Genomic DNA, 20,738 nt, shown 5'->3' with positions numbered 1-20,738 from the left:
AGGGAGAGGTTCGCGTGAATTCGATTTTCCTCGCGCTGGAGCAATTGCGTACCCAGCTTTCGCAAGCGTTACCCGCAGCACCCGGCATACGTCATTTCGACGTCTCTTTCCCGTTAAACGACGCCTTTGATCCCCTCGCCTGGCTGGGTGAGCAGCAGTGTTATCCGCAGTTTTACTGGCAGCAGCGTAACGGCGATGAAGAGCTGGCTGCGCTGGGAGCGGTTATCTCTTTTTCCTCTCTGGCGTTAGCCTCGCAGTTTTTGCGCGAGCAAAACGCAGCAGGTGATACCCGTATCTGCGGCCTGAACGCCTTTACTCCGGACCAGGGCAGCCTCTTTTTACCGCGGCTGCTCTGGCGACGTACCGCCGGCACCGCCACGCTGCGCCTGCAGCTGTGGAGCGATTATTCACTTCAGGAAGATGCCCACGCCGCGCGGGATTTTTTACAGCAGCTCCGTCCTGCGAGATCTATCCGTCCACTGTCCGTTCAGGTTGAGCACGAAACCCATCAGCCGCAGCAGGCCGAATGGCTGACGCTTATCCGCATGGCGACGGAGACCATCGCGCGCGGTGATTTTGAAAAAGTGGTTCTCGCCCGGGCAACCGATCTGCAGTTCACGCAGCGCGTTAACCCTGTCGCGCTGATGGCGGCCAGCCGCGCCCTGAATTTACACTGCTACCATTTCTGCATGGTATTCGACGCCAGCAACGCGTTTCTTGGCTCGACGCCCGAGCGTCTCTGGCGGCGGCGCGGCACGCTGCTGCGCACGGAAGCGCTGGCGGGCACCGTTGCCAGCCATACCGATGATAGCCAGGCGCAGCGTCTCGGCGAGTGGTTGCTTAACGACGATAAAAACCAGCGCGAAAATATGCTGGTCGTGGAAGATATCTGTCAGCGTCTTCAGCACTACACGCAGACGCTTGAGGTACTGCCCCCTCAGGTGGTGCGCCTGCGTAAAGTGCAGCATTTGCGCCGCTGTATCTGGACCGAGCTCAAACAGGCCGATGATGAGCAGTGTCTGCATATGCTACAGCCGACAGCGGCCGTTGCCGGATTACCCCGACAGCCTGCGCGCGAGTTTATTCAGAAGGTTGAGCCCTTTAACCGCGAGTGGTACGCCGGTTCTGCCGGGTATTTATCGCCTGACCAGAGTGAATTTTGCGTGGCGTTGCGCTCCGCTCGCGTCCAGGATGACTCCCTGCGGCTCTATGCCGGTGCCGGCATTGTCAGCGGGTCTGACCCGGAACAGGAGTGGCAGGAGATCGAAAACAAAGCCGCCGGATTGCGCTCTCTGCTCCTAAGGGATTAATACTGAATCGCGCAATCCCGATTCATATCAAAATTCCAATTTTTTCTATTATTTATACTGTGTCGCATTCTTGATACCGGACAATCTCATGTCAGTAAGTTCTTTTAACCGACGCTGGGCGGCGGTGATCCTTGAAGCCCTGACGCGCCACGGCGTCAGGCACGTGTGTATTGCACCGGGTTCTCGCTCAACGCCGCTGACGCTGGCGGCCGCTGAAAACCGGGCGTTGATTCACCACACCCACTTTGATGAGCGCGGTCTCGGGCATCTCGCGCTGGGTCTGTCGAAGGTCAGCAAAGAACCCGTGGCGGTGATCGTCACTTCCGGTACCGCCGTGGCGAACCTCTATCCGGCTCTGATTGAAGCCGGGTTAACCGGTGAAAAACTGATCTTACTGACGGCCGATCGCCCCCCTGAGCTTATCGACTGCGGCGCCAATCAGGCCATCCGTCAGCCGGGACTCTTTTCTTCGCACCCTTCGCAGACGATTTCGCTGCCTCGTCCCACCCAGGATATTCCGGCAAGCTGGCTGGTCTCCACCATCGATCATGCCATGGAAACGTTGCGCAGCGGGGCGCTGCATATTAACTGCCCGTTTGCCGAGCCGCTCTACGGTGAGCTGGACGATACGGGTCTTGACTGGCAGCAATCCCTTGGCGACTGGTGGGAGAGTGAAAAACCGTGGCTTCGCGAGCAGACGCACCTTGAGAGCGCGAAGCAGCGCGACTGGTTCTTCTGGCGGCAGAAGCGCGGCGTGGTGATTGCCGGGCGCATGAGCGCCGCCGAAGGCAAACTGGTTGCCGAATGGGCGCAAACCCTCGGCTGGCCGCTGATAGGCGACGTGCTTTCCCAGACCGGTCAGCCGCTGCCGTGCGCCGACCTCTGGCTGGGTAATGCCAAAGCGGTCACCGAGCTGGCGCAGGCGCAGATTGTGGTCCAGCTTGGATCGAGTTTGACCGGCAAACGCTTACTGCAGTGGCAGGCCACCTGCACGCCGGAAGAGTACTGGCTGGTGGACGCGCTGGAAGGGCGGCTTGACCCGGCGCACCATCGCGGTCGTCGTCTGGTCAGCAGTATCGACGCCTGGCTGACGCTTCATCCGGCTGAAAAACGCAAGCCCTGGGCGGTGGCCATCCCGGACCTTTCGCGCCAGGCGTGGGAACTGACCAAAGCGCACTGTGAAGCGTTTAGCGAGGCCGGGCTGGCGCACCGTATTCGCCAGTGCCTGCCTGAGCAGGGGCAGCTGTTTGTCGGCAACAGCCTGGTCGTGCGGCTGATTGACGCTTTTTCAAAGCTGCCCGCGGGCTACCCGGTGTACAGCAACCGCGGCGCCAGCGGTATCGACGGGCTGATCTCCACGGCGGCGGGCGTGCAGCGCGCGAGCGCGAAATCAACGCTGGCGATAGTGGGCGATCTCTCCGCGCTCTACGATCTCAATGCGCTGGCGCTGCTGCGTCAGGCGTCAGCCCCGTTTGTGCTGATTGTGGTCAACAACAACGGCGGGCAGATTTTCTCCCTGCTGCCTACGCCGCAGAGCGAGCGCGAGCGCTTCTATCTGATGCCGCAGAACGTGCAGTTCGAACACGCCGCGGCGATGTTTAGCCTGAAATACCATCGCCCGGAAAGCTGGGAACAGCTGGACGCGGCGTTAAGCAGCGCCTGGAAGCAGCCGGATGCGACGCTGATTGAGCTGGTGGTAAACGAGGCTGACGGTGCGCAGGCCCTGCAAAGCCTGCTGGCGCAGGTGAGCCAGCTGTGATCCTCTCGGGCGTGCAGCATGACGGAAAAGCAGGCTATCCCTGGCTGGTCTTTTTGCACGGTTTTTCCGGCGATTGCCGCGAGTGGCAGGTTGTTGGTGAGCGACTCCGTGACTACCCCCGGCTGTATCTGGATCTGCCGGGGCACGGCGGATCCCGGAATCTGGGCGTCACGGGCTTTGACGAGATGAGCAGGCTACTCACCCAAACTCTTATTAGTTACAACATACTGAATTTCTGGCTCATCGGGTACTCCCTCGGCGGCCGCATTGCGATGTTCCATGCCTGCCAGCAGGTAAAGGGGCTGCAGGGCGTGATAGTGGAGGGAGGACATCCGGGCCTGCAGGATGCCGATGCGCGACATGCACGGCTGGCATCCGACCGCCGTTGGGCAACGCGTTTTCGCAGCGAACCGCTGGAGAAGGTGTTCGCTGACTGGTATCAACAGCCCGTGTTCGCCTCCCTCACTGACGCCCAGCGCGAGGCGCTGTTTACCCTGCGCAGCCAGAACGACGGCGCGATGCTGGCGATGATGCTTGAGTCGACCTCGCTGGCCGTGCAGCCCGACCTGCGTGCTGCCCTGAGCGCGCGCGATTTCTCTTTTGATTATCTCTATGGCGAACGTGATGAGAAGTTCGCGGCCCTTGCCGCGGAAGTGAACGCCGTTCGCCATGCAATTCCCAACGCCGGACACAACGCCCACCGGGAAAATCCCGATGCGGTTGCGGCAAGTCTGGCTCAGATACTGCGTCTTCGAATAAAGGACACTCTATGATCTACCCTGATGAAAACATGCTTTACGCCCCGGTTGAATGGCAGGACTGCTCCGAAGGCTACACCGACATTCGTTACCACAAATCCACCGACGGCATTGCCAAAATTACCATCAACCGCCCGCAGGTGCGTAACGCCTTCCGCCCGCTGACCGTGAAAGAGATGATTCAGGCCCTGGCGGATGCGCGCTACGACGATAACATCGGCGTGATTGTCCTGACCGGCGAAGGCGAGAAAGCGTTCTGCTCCGGTGGTGATCAGAAAGTGCGCGGTGACTACGGCGGATACCAGGACGACGCGGGTACGCACCACCTGAACGTCCTCGATTTCCAGCGTCAGATCCGCACCTGTCCAAAACCGGTGGTGGCGATGGTGGCGGGCTATTCTATCGGCGGCGGCCACGTCCTGCACATGATGTGTGACCTGACCATTGCCGCCGAGAACGCCATCTTCGGCCAGACCGGCCCGAAAGTAGGATCCTTCGACGGCGGCTGGGGTGCCTCCTACATGGCGCGCATCGTCGGGCAGAAAAAAGCCCGCGAAATCTGGTTCCTGTGCCGTCAGTACAACGCGCAGGAAGCGCTGGATATGGGCCTGGTGAATACCGTGGTACCGATTGCCGATCTCGAAAAAGAGACCGTTCGCTGGTGCCGTGAAATGCTGCAAAACAGCCCGATGGCGCTGCGCTGCCTGAAGGCCGCGCTCAATGCCGACTGCGACGGTCAGGCGGGTCTGCAGGAGCTGGCGGGCAACGCTACCATGCTGTTCTACATGACCGAAGAGGGTCAGGAAGGGCGCAACGCGTTTAACGAAAAACGCCAGCCGGACTTCAGCAAATACAAACGGAATCCGTAATGCGTCGCGCGCAGGTTTACCGCTGGCAGATACCGATGGACGCGGGCGTGGTGCTGCGTGAACGGCGGTTAAAAACCCGTGACGGCTTCTTCGTGCATCTGCAGCAGGGCGAGCGGGAAGGCTGGGGCGAGATTTCGCCTCTGCCGGGCTTTAGCCTGGAGTCGCTGGATGACGCGCAGACGGCCTTGCTGGCTTGGGCGGACGCGTGGCGCGGGGGGGCGGATCCGGTGCTGCCGGAGGTGCCTTCCGCGGCCTTTGGTATCAGCTGCGCGCTGGCGGAGCTGGACGGCAGCCTGCCGGAAGCGGGGAATTACCGCGCGGCGCCGCTCTGTACGGGCGATCCTGACGAGCTGTTCGCGCTGCTCTCCGCCATGCCGGGCGAGAAGGTGGCGAAAATTAAAGTCGGTCTCTATGAAGCGGTGCGCGACGGCATGGTCGCCAACCTGCTGCTGGAGGCGATCCCCGATCTGCATCTGCGTCTGGACGCCAACCGCGCCTGGACGCCGCTCAAGGCGCAGCAGTTTGCAAAGTACGTCGACCCGGCCTACCGCAGCCGCATTGCCTTCCTCGAAGAACCGTGCAAAACCCGCGACGATTCGCGCGCGTTTGCCCGCGAAACCGGGATTGCCATCGCCTGGGATGAAAGCCTGCGCGAGGACGATTTTGAATTTGTCGCCGAGCCCGGCGTCAGCGCGGTGGTGATTAAACCGACGCTGACCGGCAGTCTGGCGAAGGTGCGCGAGCAGGTCGCAGCAGCGCATGCCTCAGGGCTGACGGCGGTCATCAGCTCGTCGATTGAGTCCAGCCTTGGGCTGACCCAGCTGGCGCGCATTGCCGCCTGGCTAACGCCGGATACGGTTCCTGGCCTCGACACGCTGAACCTGATGCAGGCTCAGCTTATCCGCCCGTGGCCGGACAGCGCGCTGCCGTGCCTCGACGTCGAGGCGCTGGAGCCGCTGCGATGAGTTTTACCGACTGGCCGTGGCGGCACTGGTGCGCGCTGTCTGCTGATAAACCGGCCCTCAGGCTGAACGATGAGGTGCTCAGCTGGCAGCAGCTGTGCACCCGCGTCGACCGGCTTGCGGCAGAGTTTCACCGGCAGGGCGTGGAGGAGGGCAACGGCGTGCTGCTGCTGGCCCATAATCATCCGCAAACCCTGCTGGCGTGGCTGGCGCTGCTCCAGTGCGGGGCGCGTATTCTTCCCGCTAATCCGCAGCTGCCGCGTCCGCTGCTGGACGTGCTGCTCCCGCAGATGACGCTGCGCTTTGCGCTGGTGCTGGAAGGCAGCTACGACGCTCTTCCTGCCCTGCGCATGCACGAGACAGCCGATGCGTATTGCGCTGCGTGGCAACCGGCGCGGCTGGCCTCCATGACGCTGACCTCCGGCTCCACCGGGCTACCAAAAGCAGCGGTGCATACGTGCGGGGCCCATCTCGCCAGCGCGCGCGGCGTTTTGTCGCTGATGCCCTACGGTAAAGACGACGACTGGCTGCTTTCGCTGCCGCTGTTTCACGTTTCCGGTCAGGGAATTTTATGGCGCTGGCTTCAGGCCGGCGCGCGGTTAACCGTGCGCGAGAAACAGCCTCTTGAGCAGGCGTTGCGCGGCTGCACCCACGCCTCGCTGGTGCCGACCCAACTCTGGCGCTTGCTGAATGCGCACCAGCCTGTCGCACTGAAAGCGGTGCTGCTGGGCGGGGCGGCCATCCCTGTTGAATTGACCGAACAGGCGCGAGAGCAGGATATACGCACCTTCTGCGGCTACGGTCTGACCGAGTTTGCCTCTACCGTTTGTGCGAAAGAGGCGGACGGCGAGCCGGACGTGGGCTGTGCGCTGCCGGGCAGAGAGGTGCAGGTGGTTAACGGTGAAGTCTGGATCCGGGCGCAAAGCATGGCCTCAGGCTACTGGCGAGACGGCGAACTGACTCCGCTGACCAACGCGCAGGGTTGGTTCGCCACACGCGATCGCGGCGAATGGCATGACGGCCGTCTGACGATCCTTGGCCGCATGGACAACCTCTTTTTTAGCGGCGGAGAAGGGATCCAGCCGGAATCGCTGGAGCGCGTTATCGCCACGCACCCGCAGGTTAACCAGGTGTTTGTCGTCCCGCTGGACGACGCTGAATTCGGGCAACGTCCGGTGGCGGTGGTGGAGTGCGAGCCGGGAACGGATATCACCTGCTTACCCGACTGGGTCAGGGATAAGGTCGCGCGTTTTGAGCAACCCGTCCGCTGGCTGCTGTTACCGACTGAACTCAAAAATGGCGGCATCAAAGTCTCACGCCGCGCGCTGCAGCAGTGGGTGAACGCATCGCTGAAGGGATAATAGCCGTTTCAAAAAGTTACAATCTACAGACCGGCCGCACGCAGAGTGCTTGATCCCCGGGAGACTCCGGTTAAAATCTCGCGGTTTTGGGACTTCTTTATAATAATTGTGCGGGATCACGACAATGAAAAAAGTGGCATTACTGGGCTTCGGCCTGATGGTTGTATCGGCGGCGGCGAACGCCATAAGCATTAACGGCTCGGCGGGTCAGGATTATACCCACCTGGGCTTTGGCATGGGTACCGAGACATCCGGTCTGGCGATGACCGGCGGCTGGACGCATAACGATGACGACGGCGACGCGGCCAGCCTCGGCCTGGGTCTCAACGTTCCTCTTGGCCCGTTCCTGGCCACCGTCGGCGGTAAAGGCATCTATACCAACCCAAATGACGGTGATGAAGGGTACGCGGCGGCAGTGGGTGGCGGCCTGCAGTGGAAAATTGGCGACAGCTTCGGCCTGTTTGGTGAGTACTACTATTCGCCGGACTCCCTCTCGAGCGGTATCGAAAGTTATGAAGAGGCCAACGCCGGTGCGCGCTGGACCATCATGCGTCCGATTACCATCGAAGCTGGCTATCGCTATCTGAACCTGGCCGGTAAAGATGGCAACCGTGACAATGCGCTGGCCGACGGCCCGTACGTGGGCGTTAGCGCAGGCTTCTAATCACTCCGGCGCGGCGTTCTGTCGCGCCAGTTTCTCTCTTCTCCACCCCGCGTTTGCGCTATAGTGTTTTGACCATATAAGCGGGAGAACATAATGATTAACGTGGAGATGTTATCCACCGGCGACGAAGTGCTGCATGGACAAATTATTGATACCAATGCTGCCTGGCTTGCCGATCTTTTCTTTGAGCAAGGATTACCGTTAACGCGCCGCAATACCGTAGGCGACAATCTTGAGTCGCTGGTCGCTATTCTGCGTGAGCGCAGCGAGCACTGCGACGTACTGATTGTGAACGGCGGACTTGGCCCCACCGGCGACGATCTCAGCGCCCTGGCCGCCGCGACCGCAAAAGGCGAAGGGCTGGTGCTGCACGAGGCGTGGCTTTCGCAGATGGAGCGCTTTTTCTCCGAACGTGGCCGCGTCATGGCCCCAAGCAACCGCAAACAGGCTGAAATTCCCGCCAGTGCTGAACTGGTCGATAACCCGGTGGGTACCGCGTGCGGGTTTGCTATGCAGCTGAACCGCTGCCTGATGTTCTTTACGCCGGGCGTGCCCTCTGAATTTAAAGTGATGGTCGAGCAGCAGATCCTGCCGCGCCTTCGCGATCGTTTTACCCTGCCTGAACCGCCGCTGTGCCTGCGTCTGACCACCTTTGGCCGCTCGGAAAGCGATCTGGCCCAGAGCCTCGATCATCTTCCGCTGCCGCCAGGCGTGTCCATGGGCTATCGCTCCTCCATGCCGATCATTGAACTTAAGCTGACAGGCCCGGCCGAACAGAAAGAGGCGATGCTGGCCCTGTGGCCAGAGGTGCAGCGCGTGGCGGGCGAAAGTCTGATCTTTGAAGGTACGGAAGGGTTGCCCGCGCAGATTGCGACGCATCTGCAGGCGCGCCAGCTGAGCGTGACCTTAAGCGAGCAGTTCACCGGTGGCCTGCTGGCGCTGCAGCTGTCGCGCGTCAACGCGCCGCTGCTGGCCAGCGAAGTGGTGCCGTTCCAGCAGGAGACTCTCGCGCAAACCGCCCGCTGGGCGTCCGAGAGAAGGGTGAAGCATTTTGCCGGTCTGGCGTTGTTTGTCGGGGGGCTGGACGAGGAATACCTTAACTTCGCGCTGGCGACGCCGGAAGGCACCTGGGCGCTGCGGGTTAAAATGAGCATCACCCGCCATAGCCTGGCGGTGCGTCAGGAGGTTTGCGCGATGATGGCGTTGAACATGCTGCGCCGCTGGCTGAATGGCAAAGAGGTTGCCAGCGAGCACGGCTGGATCCATGTGGTCGAGTCGCTGTTTATCGAGTAAAACCTGTGCCGGGGCCTTTCGCCCCGGCCATGTTCAGCCCAGCGCCTTCGCCAGCAGGGTAATCGGATGTTCACAGCGCTTGCTGGTGGACATCTCAATCTGCCACTTGCAGGTTTCGCAGTCGGTCACCACGATATCCGCGCCGCTCTCTTCAATCTGACGGAACAGCGGGGCGCCAATCGCCTGTGACGTTTCGTAGTTTTCACGCTTAAAGCCGTAGGTCCCCGCAATCCCGCAGCAGCGCGAATCCAGCACCGTCAGCTCCAGGCCTGGAATAAGCCGCAGCAGCTCCAGCGTATAGAGCGACCAGCCCATCTTTTCCATATGACACGGCGTGTGATAGACCACTTTCAGCGGCAATTTTCCCAGCGGCAACGTCTGCCCGCTGTCCAGTTTGCGCCACAGGAAGCGCGTCGCCAGCTCGATGTGCTCGCGCAGGCCGGTGTTATCCACGTCCAGCAGATGCGGGTACTCATCGCGCAGTGTGAAGGTACAGGTGGACGAGGTCGCCAGCACCGGAATACCTTTATCGACAATGGCTTCGCGCAGGGAGGTGACATTGCTTTGAGCCTGCCTGCGCGCTTTATCGGTAAACCCGTTGGCAATTAGCGGTACGCCGCAGCACTTCTCTTTGTTCAGTAACTGAACGCCCGTGCCCATGGCGTTCAACACCTTCAGCAGGTCTTTACCCAACTGCGGGTGGTTGTAGTTCACATAGCAGCCGTGGAAAAAGGCCACCTGATCGACGTACTGCGCCTGTTGCGCCGCGACGGATTTGTACCAGCGGCGGAAGGTGCCGTGAGAATATTTCGGCAGGCTGCGGTGATGGTCTATCTTCAGCGTGGCATCCAGCAGCTGACGCACTGGTTTGAGCGAGGTCGCGGCATTCACGATGGGGGCAAAGGGCGTCGAGACGTTGCCCATCAGATCGGTGTGGCTCAGGATCGCGTCCCGCAGCGTCGGTTTTTGCGTGCTGTAGCGCGCCCGGGCGCGCTGAATGATATCGCCGATTTTCACATCCGACGGGCAGGCGACTTCGCAGCGTTTGCAGTTAATGCAGTATTTCAGCGCTTCATCGTACAGCTTGCCGTCCTTCAGGCGCAGGCGCTCGCCGTCCGGCCCGGCCTGCTTTGGTCCGGGATAGCGTGGGTTAACGCCGCTGACCGGGCAGACGGTGGTACACACCGTGCATTTGATGCAGCTTTCAAAACGGGTGTCGTTCATTGTTCAGCCTCCGTGCGCTGGCTAATCTGCTCTGCCACATACAGCGCCGTGACGGCGCAGACCCCGCCACCGCATCCCTGGGCAATGGGATCGTACCCGCCCAGCAGCGAGCCGATGGCAAAGAGATTCCTGACGGGTTTACCGGAAAGCTGCGGATGCAGCTGGTTATCGACAATCACGCCGAACTGTTGCCAGGGCTGCGGCGAGAAGAAATCACTCTGATACCAGTCCGCGCGTGAGGCATGCTGGCGAACATCCAGCCCCATAATGGCTTCCCGGATGCCCTCCCGGCTGCTCAGCAGTCCGTTGCTGAAGAAGCTGCCGCTTGCCAGCACCGTATAGCGGGCGCGAAGCGGAATATCGTCGTGGTTGCGCGTCCAGATTTCGCTCACCGCGCCGTCGGTCAGGGTGATTTTTTTCACCTCATCACCCGCCATCCACACGCCGCCCTGCACGACAAACTGACGCTGGAGCTGGGTATGCAGGCGAATGCCGGGTACGGAAGGGGGCAGCGTTGGCAGCAGGCCGAGCGAGCAGGGCAGACGATCCGAGAGCCAGCGCCAGAGTCGGTTGTCGCGTAAACCGAAGCAGGCGGGCATCAGCAGGGCATCGCAGGTTTCGCCGAGCGGCCTGAGCGCGTCATACAGCAGCGGCCATTTGTCCTCGTTATCAAGAAAACGGGCGATATTCACCGCGCGAAACTCGCTCGGGTTATCGCGCAGGACATCAAGCTCGGGCAGTTCTATCTCTGCCGTTTCCGCGTTAACGCCCTGGCGACAGAGCGACGCCGCTGCGAGATGGGGCTGGAAATCCAGAAAGCCGCTAATCCCTACCACCCGCACACGTCCCGCGCGAATGGGGGCAATGGGCACCTCCTCCGGGCTGAGCCACGCGGAACGCAGGGTGCCGAGCGGCGTAACGCGCTGGTGATTGAGCCGGGCGCTGCCCTGCAGACGTGCGCCGCAGTCCGCCAGCAGCGCTTCGGTTTCCAGCGCAAAGCGGTCAATATGCTGCGCGCCAATCAGGTGATACGGGTGCTCCGGCGGCAGCTTATCGCGGTACGCTTCGTCCACCAGATCCAGCGAGCCCGACGAGAAGTGCAGGGCGCTCTGGCCCCGGGTGATAATGGCGCAGCGCAGCCCCTGCTTCGTGAGTTTGATGCCGCAGAGCAGGCCTGCCAGCCCGCCGCCGACGATGACGGTATCAAATTTCATCGCGTTGCTCCTTCTCAAGACCGCAAAGCCCCTGGTAGACCCAGCGGGTAAATTCGCTTTCGCGCAGGGCATCGCCCCAGGCGACAGGCTGAATGCCTTTCCAGCGCTCGTTTAAAAACGCGCTGAGCTGATCGAGCGACTGGGTGGCGGTGGTGGTGTGAAAACGCTGCAGCAGACCGGCGGCACGACAGGCGCACAGCTCGCCCTGACAGGTGCCCATTCCGACGCGGGTGCGGCGGCGAAGATCGAGCAGGCTGTTGACCGTCAGATTCTCCACCGCGTACTGCACCTCACCGGCGGTGACGGCTTCGCACTCGCACACCAGGCTGCGGCTCAGTCGTCCTTCACCGAGCCACTGTGGCGTTCTGTCGCCGTGGCGGTAAATAGCGGACCCGCGCAGCGGCGCGGGCAGGGAGATAATTTTTTGCAGCGTCTTCTCGGTGGACTGACGCGAGCCGGGCAGGGCTTGTTCTGCCGTCACGCACCGTTCGGTATTGCCCAGCTTGCGGCAGACGGCATCGGTCGCCCACTCGGCCATCAGGCGGTAGGTCATCAGCTTGCCGCCGGTGATGGTGATAAACCCGTCCATGCCGTCGCGTTCGGCGTGATCGAGCAGCACGATGCCCCGGCTGACGTTACGTCCGCTCGGGTCGTTGTCGCTGGCGACCAGCGGACGCACGCCCGCGTAGGCGCGAAGAATACGCGTCTGGGCCATCACCGGCGCCAGTTTTTCCCCTTCGCGCAGCAGGATGTCCACCTCTTCAGCGGTGACGCGGTTGTAGTCAATCTCGCTGTAGTCCACGTGGGTTGAGGTCGTCCCGATTAACGAAATGGTATCTCCCGGCACGAGGATATCGGCGTCAGACGGTTTGCGGCAGCGGTTGATCACGTGGTTATTGATGCGGTGGTCGAGGATCAGCAGCGAGCCTTTCGCCGGGAACATGCGCACCGAAAGGTCCGCGTATTCCGCAATCCGCTGCCCCCAGATCCCCGCCGCGTTGACCACAACGGCGGCATACAGCTCGCTGTGTTCGTTATATTGCGTATCAAGGATCCGCACGCCGCAGATACGATGGCCTTCGCGGATAAGCCCGGTCACTTCATGCCCGGTCAGGATATGCGCGCCATGCTCGCGGGCGTCCAGCATATTGGCGGCGGTCAGGCGGAACGGATCGACGGTGCCGTCAGGGACCTTCACCGCGCCGATAAGCGCCGGGTTAACCGACGGTTCCAGCCGCCGCGCCAGCGCCGGATCCATGGCCTCAGCCTGAATGCCCGCGGCGCTGCAGGCGGTAATAAAGGTGTTCTGAAAAGCGAGATCATCTTCGGGAAGGGTAATAAAGAGGCCGTCGGTCGGCTCAATGCAGTGGCGGGCGATACGCTTGAGGATCTGGTTTTCAGCAATACATTCGCGCGCGGATTCAGCGTCGGTGACCGCATACCGCGCGCCGCTGTGCAGCAGGCCGTGGTTACGCCCGGTTGCGCCCGTAGCGATATCATGGCGTTCCAGAAGCGTGACGCTCAGGCCGCGAAGGGCGCAATCGCGTGCGATCCCGGCGCCGGTTGCGCCACCGCCAATGATTATCACATCGCTGTAGCGAGGATCGTGAATGGTCATTGTTTACCCTCTATGTTCGTTTTTTATCATTTAGCCATATTAATTTTGTGGTTTGTTTGATTTCGAACATAAACGCGCGGAATTCGAAAGTGAAACGTGATTTCATGCGCTTTTTTGCGCATTCTGTCATATTTCTGTAACAATCTGTGCGTTGATTCACAGTAACAATCACCGTGATTTCTTAACATCCCCGCCTCTGGAATTCAGGTGCGAGCCACCTGCTCATTCATTTCAAGGCCACGGAGGCTGTTATGCTCAGTATCTTCAAACCTGCGCCCCACAGGGCGCGTCTGCCAGAGGCAGAAATAGATCCGCTCTATCGCCGTCTGCGTTGGCAAATCTTCCTGGGGATCTTCTTCGGGTACGCGGCGTACTACCTTGTACGTAAAAACTTCGCGCTCGCCATGCCGTATCTGGTGGAGCAGGGCTTTTCCCGCGGCGATCTGGGGTTCGCGCTGTCGGGGATCTCCATCGCCTACGGTTTTTCCAAATTCATCATGGGCTCCGTGTCGGATCGCTCGAATCCGCGCGTGTTCCTGCCCGCCGGTCTGATCCTGGCGGCCGCGGTGATGCTGTTCATGGGCTTTGTGCCGTGGGCAACCTCCAGCATTGCCATCATGTTCGTGCTGCTGTTCCTCTGCGGCTGGTTCCAGGGGATGGGGTGGCCGCCGTGCGGACGCACCATGGTGCACTGGTGGTCGCAGAAGGAGCGCGGCGGCATCGTGTCGGTGTGGAACTGTGCCCATAACGTGGGTGGCGGTATTCCGCCGCTGCTGTTCCTGCTGGGGATGGCCTGGTTCAACGACTGGCACGCTGCGCTGTATATGCCTGCCTTTGGCGCCATCGTGGTGGCGATTTTCGCTTTCGCGCTGATGCGTGATACGCCGCAGTCCTGCGGCCTGCCGCCGATTGAAGAGTACAAAAACGACTATCCGGATGATTACAGCAAGGAGCACGAAGAGGAGCTGACCGCAAAACAGATCTTCATGAAGTACGTCCTGCCGAACAAGCTGCTGTGGTACATCGCGGTGGCGAACGTGTTCGTTTACCTGCTGCGCTACGGCATCCTCGACTGGTCGCCAACCTACCTGAAAGAGGTGAAGCACTTCGCGCTGGATAAATCCTCCTGGGCGTACTTCCTGTATGAATACGCCGGGATCCCAGGCACGCTGCTTTGCGGCTGGATGTCGGACAAGGTGTTTAAGGGTAACCGCGGTGCGACGGGCGTGTTCTTTATGACCCTGGTGACCATCGCGACGGTTGTTTACTGGCTTAACCCGCCGGGCAATCCAGGTGTGGATATGGCCTGTATGATCGTCATCGGCTTCCTGATTTACGGTCCGGTAATGCTGATCGGCCTGCATGCGCTGGAGCTGGCGCCGAAAAAAGCGGCGGGCACGGCGGCAGGCTTTACCGGTCTGTTCGGTTACCTCGGCGGTTCGGTCGCGGCGAGCGCCATTGTGGGCTACACCGTTGACTTCTTCGGCTGGGACGGCGGCTTTATGGTGATGATCGGCGGTAGCGTGCTGGCGGTACTGCTGCTGATTGTTGTGATGATCGGTGAGAAACGTCACCACGCGGAAGTGCTGGCACGTCGTCAATAAGGAGCTTTACGATGAAATTAACTCAGTTAGCGACAGGCCTGCTGCTGGCGGGCCTGATGACAGGCTCCGCCCTGGCGGCGGATAAAATCGTTATTGCCCACCGTGGCGCGAGTGGCTATCTGCCGGAGCATACGCTGCCGGCGAAAGCCATGGCCTATGCGCAGGGCGCGGATTACCTCGAACAGGATCTGGTGATGACGAAGGACGACCAGTTGGTGGTCCTGCATGACCACTATCTGGACCGTGTGACGGACGTGGCGGAGCGTTTCCCGGACCGCGCGCGAAAAGATGGCCGCTACTACGCCATTGATTTCACCCTGGCGGAGATCCGTTCCCTGAAGTTTACCGAAGGCTTCGAGATTGAAAACGGCAAGAAGGTGCAGGTCTATCCGGGACGTTTCCCGATGGGCAAATCTGACTTCCGCATTCATACCTTCCAGGAAGAGATTGAGTTTGTGCAGGGGCTGAACCACTCAACCGGTAAAAACATCGGTATCTACCCGGAGATCAAAGCGCCGTGGTTCCATCATCAGGAAGGGAAAGACATTGCCGCGAAGACGCTGGAGGTGCTGAAACAGTACGGCTACACCAGCAAGAAGGACAAAGTCTACCTGCAGTGTTTTGATGCCGCCGAACTGAAGCGCATCAAAACCGAGCTGGAGCCGAAGATGGGCATGAACCTCAACCTGGTGCAGCTGATTGCCTACACTGACTGGAATGAAACTCAGGAGAAACAGCCGGACGGGAAGTGGGTTAACTACAACTACGACTGGATGTTTAAGCCGGGGGCGATGAAGCAGATTGCGCAGTACGCCGACGGCATCGGGCCGGATTATCACATGCTGGTGGCGGAGGGCTCAGCGCCGGGCCACGTGAAGCTGACGGCGATGGTGAAAGAGGCGCACGCCAGCAAGATGCAAGTGCATCCGTATACGGTGCGTGCAGACCAGCTGCCGCCGTATGCCACGAATGTGAATCAGCTTTATGAGGTGTTGTATAACCAGGCAGGCGTGGACGGACTGTTTACGGATTTCCCGGATAAAGCGGTTGAATTCATTCACCGGAAGTAGGTTTTGTAGGTCGGGTAAGGCGAAAGCCGCCACCCGACAATCAGGCTCTGCGGCCTGATGCCCTCACCCTAACCCTCTCCCACAGGGAGAGGGAATAAGGGCAATCACATCTCAATTTCGATATCGCCTTTTGCCCGGCAGCAGCAGGGCAAAATTTCCCCTTCGTTGATAAAGGCCAGCGGCTCGGTCAGCCAGTCTACCTGGCCTGCGACCAGACGGCAGCGGCAGGAGCCGCAGTAGCCGGAACGACACTGGTACTCTACTTCTACCTGATGCGCCTCAAGCGCCACCAGCAGAGAAGGGTGCTCCTCCCGACACAGTACCTCAGTGCCGGAAAGACTTAACGTGACGCGTGGCATCAGAGCTGGAAGTTGCTCAGGTCGTCGGTATTGACTTCAGAATCAATCTGACCGACCAGATAAGAGCTCACTTCCACTTCCTGCGGCGCAACCTGCACGTTATCGGACACCAGCCAGGTGTTGATCCACGGGATTGGGTTAGAGCGCGTCTGGAACGGCAGGTCGAGACCGACAGCCTGCATGCGGATGTTGGTGATGTACTCAACGTACTGGCACAGGATGTCTTTGTTCAGGCCAATCATGGAGCCGTCGCGGAACAGGTAATCTGCCCACTCTTTCTCCTGCTGAGCCGCCAGTACGAACAGGTCGTAGCACTCCTGCTTGCACTCTTCGGCGATTTCCGCCATCTCCGGATCGTCCGTACCGCTGCGCAGCAGGTTCAGCATGTGCTGGGTACCGGTGAGGTGCAGGGCTTCATCGCGGGCAATCAGACGGATAATCTTGGCGTTGCCTTCCATCAGCTTGCGCTCGGCAAAGGCGAAGGAGCAGGCGAAGCTCACGTAGAAGCGGATCGCTTCCAGCGCGTTGACGCTCATCAGGCACAGGTACAGCTGCTTTTTCAGCGCACGCAGGTTTACGGTGATGGTTTTACCGTTCACGTTGTGGGTGCCTTCGCCCAGCAGATGCCAGTAGCTGGTCATCTCGATCAGCTCGTCGTAGTAATGGGCAATGCCTTCCGCGCGCTTCTGGATCTGCTCGTTGGTGACGATATCGTCAAACACCACCGCCGGATCGTTCACGATGTTGCGGATGATGTGGGTGTAAGAGCGGGAGTGGATCGTCTCGGAGAACGCCCAGGTTTCCACCCAGGTTTCCAGCTCTGGAATGGAGATCAGCGGCAGCAGCGCCACGTTCGGGCTACGGCCCTGAATAGAGTCCAGCAGCGTCTGGTACTTCAGGTTGCTGATGAAGATATGCTTTTCGTGATCCGGCAGCGACTGGTAGTCAATACGGTCGCGGGAGACATCCACTTCTTCCGGGCGCCAGAAGAAGGAGAGTTGCTTTTCAATCAGCTTTTCGAAGATGTCATATTTTTGCTGATCGTAGCGTGCCACGTTGACCGGCTGGCCGAAGAACATCGGCTCTTTGAGCTGGTCGTTTTTCGTCTGTGAAAAGGTGGTATATGCCATTGCGGTGAGTCCTGTTGAGATTTTATTGCCCGGCGGCACTGCGTTTGCCGGGCCTACAAAACCGTAGGCCGGGTAAGCGAAGCGCCACCCGGCGAAGTGCTTAGATCTTACATGCGCCGCTTTCGCAGCCATCGTCCTGAATTGATGGAACCAGGTCGTCCTGCGCGTCTTCCGCACCGTCACGGGTGTTGTGATAGTACAGCGTTTTCACGCCAAACTTGTAGGCGGTGAGCAGGTCTTTCAGCAGTTGCTGCATCGGAACCTTGCCTGACGGGAAGCGCGTCGGGTCATAGTTGGTATTGGCAGAGATCGACTGGTCGATAAACTTCTGCATGATACCCACCAGCTGCAGGTAGCCGTCGTTGTTTGGCATTTCCCACAGCAGTTCGTAGTTGTTGCCCAGCGTTTCGTAGTCCGGTACGACCTGACGCAGCACGCCGTCTTTCGACGCTTTGATGCTGACGTGGCCGCGCGGCGGTTCGATACCGTTGGTGGCGTTAGAGATCTGCGAAGAGGTCTCGGACGGCATCAGGGCAGAAAGCGTTGAGTTACGCAGTCCGTGAGTCTTGATGGACTCGCGCAGCCCTTCCCAGTCGAGATGCAGCGGCTCGCTGACGATCGCATCCAGGTCTTTTTTGTAGGTGTCGATCGGCAGAATGCCTTTCGCGTAGGTGGTTTCGTTGAACCACGGGCACGCGCCTTGCTCTTTCGCCAGCTCGTTAGAGGCTTTCATCAGGTAGTACTGAATGGCTTCGAACGTCTGGTGCGTCAGGTTATTAGCGCTGCCGTCGGAGTAACGCTTGCCGTTTTTCGCCAGCCAGTAGGCGAAGTTGATCACGCCGATACCCAGGGTACGGCGGCCCATTGCACCGCGTTTAGCGGCCGGGATTGGGTAATCCTGGTAGTCCAGCAGGGCGTCGAGGGCACGAACCGCCAGCACGGCCAGCTCTTCCAGCTCGTCCAGGCTCTTAATCGCGCCCAGGTTGAACGCGGACAGCGTACACAGCGCGATTTCGCCGTTTTCGTCGTTCACGTCTTCCAGCGGTTTGGTCGGCAGGGCGATCTCCAGGCACAGGTTAGACTGGCGCACTGGTGCAACAACCGGGTCAAACGGGCTGTGGGTGTTGCAGTGGTCAACGTTCTGGATGTAGATACGGCCGGTAGAGGCACGTTCCTGCATCATCAGGGAGAACAGGTCTACCGCCTTCACGCGCTGCTTGCGGATGCTGTCGTCTTTTTCGTATTTGGTGTACAGACGCTCAAACTCGTCTTGATCGGCAAAGAATGCGTCATACAGGCCTGGAACGTCGGACGGGCTGAACAGGGTGATGTCTTCACCTTTCAGCAGACGGGTGTACATCAGCTTGTTGATCTGCACGCCGTAGTCCATGTGACGCACGCGGTTGCCTTCGACACCACGGTTGTTTTTCAGGACCAGCAGGCTTTCCACTTCCAGGTGCCACATTGGGTAGAACAGGGTCGCAGCACCGCCGCGCACGCCGCCCTGAGAGCAGGATTTTACTGCCGTCTGGAAGTGCTTATAGAACGGGATACAGCCGGTGTGGAACGCTTCACCGCCGCGAATCGGGCTGCCCAGCGCACGGATGCGGCCGGCGTTGATGCCGATACCTGCACGCTGGGAAACGTATTTCACAATGGCGCTGGAGGTGGCGTTGATGGAATCCAGGCTGTCACCACACTCGATCAGGACGCAGGAGCTGAACTGACGGGTAGGGGTGCGCACGCCAGACATGATTGGCGTCGGCAGAGAAATTTTGAACGTCGATACCGCATCGTAGAAACGCTTCACGTAATCCAGACGGGTATCACGCGGGTAGTTAGAGAACAGGCAGGCGGCCACCAGAATGTAGAGGAACTGGGCGCTTTCGTAGATCTCACCGGTTACACGATTCTGGACCAGGTATTTGCCTTCGAGCTGCTTCACCGCCGCGTAGGAGAAGTTCATATCGCGCCAGTGATCGATAAACCCGTTCATCTGCTCGAACTCTTCTTCCGTATAGTCTTCCAGCAGATGCGTGTCGTATTTGCCCAGCTCAACCATTTTCACCACGTGATCGTAAAGCTTCGGCGGCTCAAACTGGCCGTAGGCTTTTTTACGCAGGTGGAAAATCGCCAGACGTGCAGCGAGGTACTGATAATCCGGTGCTTCGCGGGAGATGAGGTCTGCCGCCGCTTTGATGATGGTTTCGTGGATATCAGACGTTTTGATGCCGTCGTAGAACTGAATATGAGAACGCAGTTCAACCTGGGAGATAGATACGTTGTTCAGTCCTTCTGCTGCCCAGTCGAGAACTCGATGGATTTTGTCCAGATTGATACGCTCGGTAGTACCGTCGCGCTTTGTCACCAGCAGACTCTGATTCATGTGGGTTTTACCTGTCCGTGAAATAAAAAATATCCCCCGCTTATCCACAGATCCGTCTTGTGACTAACTCTGTGGATAAATACTACATATAGGGGGTTTGCGATAAGAAAAACGCTATATGGTGAGTATTCTAGTATCGATTCTTTTCAGCACAAGGGTTGATTTTGACGTTAAATTGAGGTTGTGAAAGGGTAAAAAAGGCTAAGTCCTCGTACCGTAAGGCCTGGAAGACATGTCAATAATTAAGAAAAAAAATTCAAAATTTGATCGAGTGCTGATTTCTTCAACGAGAGGTCAGAATTGCGCAACATGATGTCGCGCAATCTTTATAAGAATAACGAATGACGTTAGTCGTTTTTGGCGGTTGTGTGCAACATATAGTTAACATCAACGCCCGGTGCGAGTTTGAATTTATTGGTCAGCGGATTGTAGTGCAGGCCGATGATGTGCTGCTCTTTGAGCCACGTCTGATCAACCCAGCTTAACAGCTCTGCAGGCTTAATGAATTTCTTCACGTCGTGGGTCCCTTTCGGCACCATGCGCAGAACATACTCCGCGCCGACGACGGCCATCAGCCAGGCTTTACCGTTGCGGTTGAGGGTTGAGAAGAAGACCTGGCCGCCCGGTTTTACCAGTTTTGCACAGGCGTGCACCACCGACTGCGGATCGGGAACGTGCTCCAGCATCTCCATGCAGGTCACCACATCGTACTGATGGGCGTGTTTTGCCGCGTGCTCTTCTACGGTTTCCTGCACGTATTCCACCTGTATACCGGACTCCAGCGCATGAAGACGGGCCACCTGCAGCGGTTCAAAGCCCATATCCAGGCCCGTAACATTCGCCCCTTCGCGCGCCATGCTCTCAGCCAGGATGCCGCCGCCGCAGCCGACGTCGAGCACTTTCTTACCGAACAGACCACCGGAACGCTCCGCGATATAGCCCAGACGCAGCGGGTTAATACGGTGCAGCGGTTTGAACTCACCTTCGAGATCCCACCAGCGGGACGCCACCGCTTCAAATTTGGCAATCTCTTCGTGGTCAACGTTGTGAACCACCGGGGATTTTTCGGCATTCATGGGCGCTTTTACTCCTTATTTAGCAAGACGAATGAGTATATCAGGCAATCCCCGTGAATAAAGCGTATAGGTTTACCTCAA

17 protein-coding genes are annotated in these 20,738 nt (G+C 59.3%); 10 read left to right on the top strand and 7 right to left on the bottom strand.

Annotated features, from left to right (window positions below; translation table 11 throughout):
- The first annotated feature begins 14 nt into the window (after nucleotides 1-14).
- From menF to P349_RS11155, 8 genes are all read left to right on the top strand, one after another.
- Nucleotides 15-1,310: an isochorismate synthase MenF gene (gene menF, locus P349_RS11120; protein WP_032646606.1), complete on the top strand. Its 1,296-nt coding sequence runs from the start codon at nucleotides 15-17 to the stop codon at nucleotides 1,308-1,310.
- Nucleotides 1,311-1,398: 88 nt separating this feature from the next.
- Nucleotides 1,399-3,069: a 2-succinyl-5-enolpyruvyl-6-hydroxy-3-cyclohexene-1-carboxylic-acid synthase gene (gene menD, locus P349_RS11125; protein ID WP_032646605.1), complete on the top strand. Its 1,671-nt coding sequence runs from the start codon at nucleotides 1,399-1,401 to the stop codon at nucleotides 3,067-3,069.
- The gene (menH, locus tag P349_RS11130; protein ID WP_032646604.1) at nucleotides 3,066-3,842 is read left to right on the top strand and encodes a 2-succinyl-6-hydroxy-2,4-cyclohexadiene-1-carboxylate synthase; all 777 of its coding nucleotides are present in this window, start codon (nucleotides 3,066-3,068) and stop codon (nucleotides 3,840-3,842) included. The genes menD and menH overlap by 4 nt, the downstream gene beginning before the upstream one ends.
- Nucleotides 3,839-4,696 (top strand): 1,4-dihydroxy-2-naphthoyl-CoA synthase, encoded by an 858-nt coding sequence (gene menB / locus P349_RS11135; protein ID WP_014832749.1) that lies wholly within the window; start codon nucleotides 3,839-3,841, stop codon nucleotides 4,694-4,696. Before menH ends, menB begins: the two co-directional genes overlap by 4 nt.
- A complete protein-coding gene (gene menC, locus P349_RS11140; RefSeq protein WP_032646603.1) occupies nucleotides 4,696-5,661 on the top strand; it encodes an o-succinylbenzoate synthase in 966 nt (321 codons plus the stop codon). Before menB ends, menC begins: the two co-directional genes overlap by 1 nt.
- On the top strand, nucleotides 5,658-7,019 hold the full coding sequence (gene menE / locus P349_RS11145; protein WP_032646602.1) for an o-succinylbenzoate--CoA ligase: 1,362 nt from the start codon (nucleotides 5,658-5,660) through the stop codon (nucleotides 7,017-7,019). The genes menC and menE overlap by 4 nt, the downstream gene beginning before the upstream one ends.
- Nucleotides 7,020-7,143: 124 nt before the next feature.
- Complete coding sequence (locus P349_RS11150; protein ID WP_024908211.1) at nucleotides 7,144-7,683, top strand: YfaZ family outer membrane protein; 540 nt, start codon at nucleotides 7,144-7,146, stop codon at nucleotides 7,681-7,683.
- A gap of 93 nt (nucleotides 7,684-7,776) precedes the next feature.
- Nucleotides 7,777-8,976, top strand: coding sequence for a nicotinamide mononucleotide deamidase-related protein YfaY (locus tag P349_RS11155; RefSeq protein ID WP_024908210.1), 1,200 nt, complete (start codon nucleotides 7,777-7,779; stop codon nucleotides 8,974-8,976).
- Nucleotides 8,977-9,009: 33 nt separating this feature from the next.
- Here P349_RS11155 and glpC read toward each other — a convergent pair whose 3' ends face one another.
- The 3 genes from glpC to glpA are packed head-to-tail and all read right to left on the bottom strand — an operon-like array spanning nucleotide 9,010 to nucleotide 13,032.
- On the bottom strand, nucleotides 9,010-10,200 hold the full coding sequence (glpC, locus tag P349_RS11160) for an anaerobic glycerol-3-phosphate dehydrogenase subunit GlpC (RefSeq protein WP_032646600.1): 1,191 nt from the start codon (nucleotides 10,198-10,200) through the stop codon (nucleotides 9,010-9,012).
- Nucleotides 10,197-11,414 (bottom strand): glycerol-3-phosphate dehydrogenase subunit GlpB, encoded by a 1,218-nt coding sequence (gene glpB, locus P349_RS11165; protein ID WP_032646599.1) that lies wholly within the window; start codon nucleotides 11,412-11,414, stop codon nucleotides 10,197-10,199. The genes glpC and glpB overlap by 4 nt, the downstream gene beginning before the upstream one ends.
- Complete coding sequence (gene glpA / locus P349_RS11170; protein ID WP_032646598.1) at nucleotides 11,404-13,032, bottom strand: anaerobic glycerol-3-phosphate dehydrogenase subunit A; 1,629 nt, start codon at nucleotides 13,030-13,032, stop codon at nucleotides 11,404-11,406. Before glpA ends, glpB begins: the two co-directional genes overlap by 11 nt.
- A 251-nt stretch (nucleotides 13,033-13,283) precedes the next feature.
- On the opposite strand from glpA, the gene glpT reads away from it, so the two are divergent.
- A complete protein-coding gene (glpT, locus tag P349_RS11175; protein WP_032646597.1) occupies nucleotides 13,284-14,636 on the top strand; it encodes a glycerol-3-phosphate transporter in 1,353 nt (450 codons plus the stop codon).
- 11 nt (nucleotides 14,637-14,647) lie between these two features.
- Nucleotides 14,648-15,706, top strand: a complete 1,059-nt coding sequence (gene glpQ / locus P349_RS11180; RefSeq protein ID WP_032646596.1) for a glycerophosphodiester phosphodiesterase — start codon at nucleotides 14,648-14,650, stop codon at nucleotides 15,704-15,706.
- Between the two features lie 104 nt (nucleotides 15,707-15,810).
- On the opposite strand, the gene yfaE is transcribed toward glpQ, so the two are convergent.
- From yfaE to ubiG, 4 genes are all read right to left on the bottom strand, one after another.
- Nucleotides 15,811-16,065, bottom strand: a complete 255-nt coding sequence (gene yfaE / locus P349_RS11185; RefSeq protein ID WP_023325749.1) for a class I ribonucleotide reductase maintenance protein YfaE — start codon at nucleotides 16,063-16,065, stop codon at nucleotides 15,811-15,813.
- Nucleotides 16,065-17,195: a class Ia ribonucleoside-diphosphate reductase subunit beta gene (nrdB, locus tag P349_RS11190; protein ID WP_023312514.1), complete on the bottom strand. Its 1,131-nt coding sequence runs from the start codon at nucleotides 17,193-17,195 to the stop codon at nucleotides 16,065-16,067. The genes yfaE and nrdB overlap by 1 nt, the downstream gene beginning before the upstream one ends.
- 100 nt (nucleotides 17,196-17,295) lie before the next feature.
- Nucleotides 17,296-19,581, bottom strand: a complete 2,286-nt coding sequence (gene nrdA / locus P349_RS11195) for a class 1a ribonucleoside-diphosphate reductase subunit alpha (protein ID WP_032646595.1) — start codon at nucleotides 19,579-19,581, stop codon at nucleotides 17,296-17,298.
- 347 nt (nucleotides 19,582-19,928) lie between these two features.
- Complete coding sequence (gene ubiG / locus P349_RS11200; protein ID WP_032646594.1) at nucleotides 19,929-20,657, bottom strand: bifunctional 2-polyprenyl-6-hydroxyphenol methylase/3-demethylubiquinol 3-O-methyltransferase UbiG; 729 nt, start codon at nucleotides 20,655-20,657, stop codon at nucleotides 19,929-19,931.
- Nucleotides 20,658-20,738 lie beyond the last annotated feature (81 nt).

The organism is Enterobacter sp. DC4 (genome assembly GCF_000568095.1).
Classification (GTDB): domain Bacteria; phylum Pseudomonadota; class Gammaproteobacteria; order Enterobacterales; family Enterobacteriaceae; genus Enterobacter; species Enterobacter pseudoroggenkampii.
The sequence above is the reverse complement of the archived record's forward strand: the minus strand, read 5'-3'. Positions and strand labels throughout refer to the sequence as shown.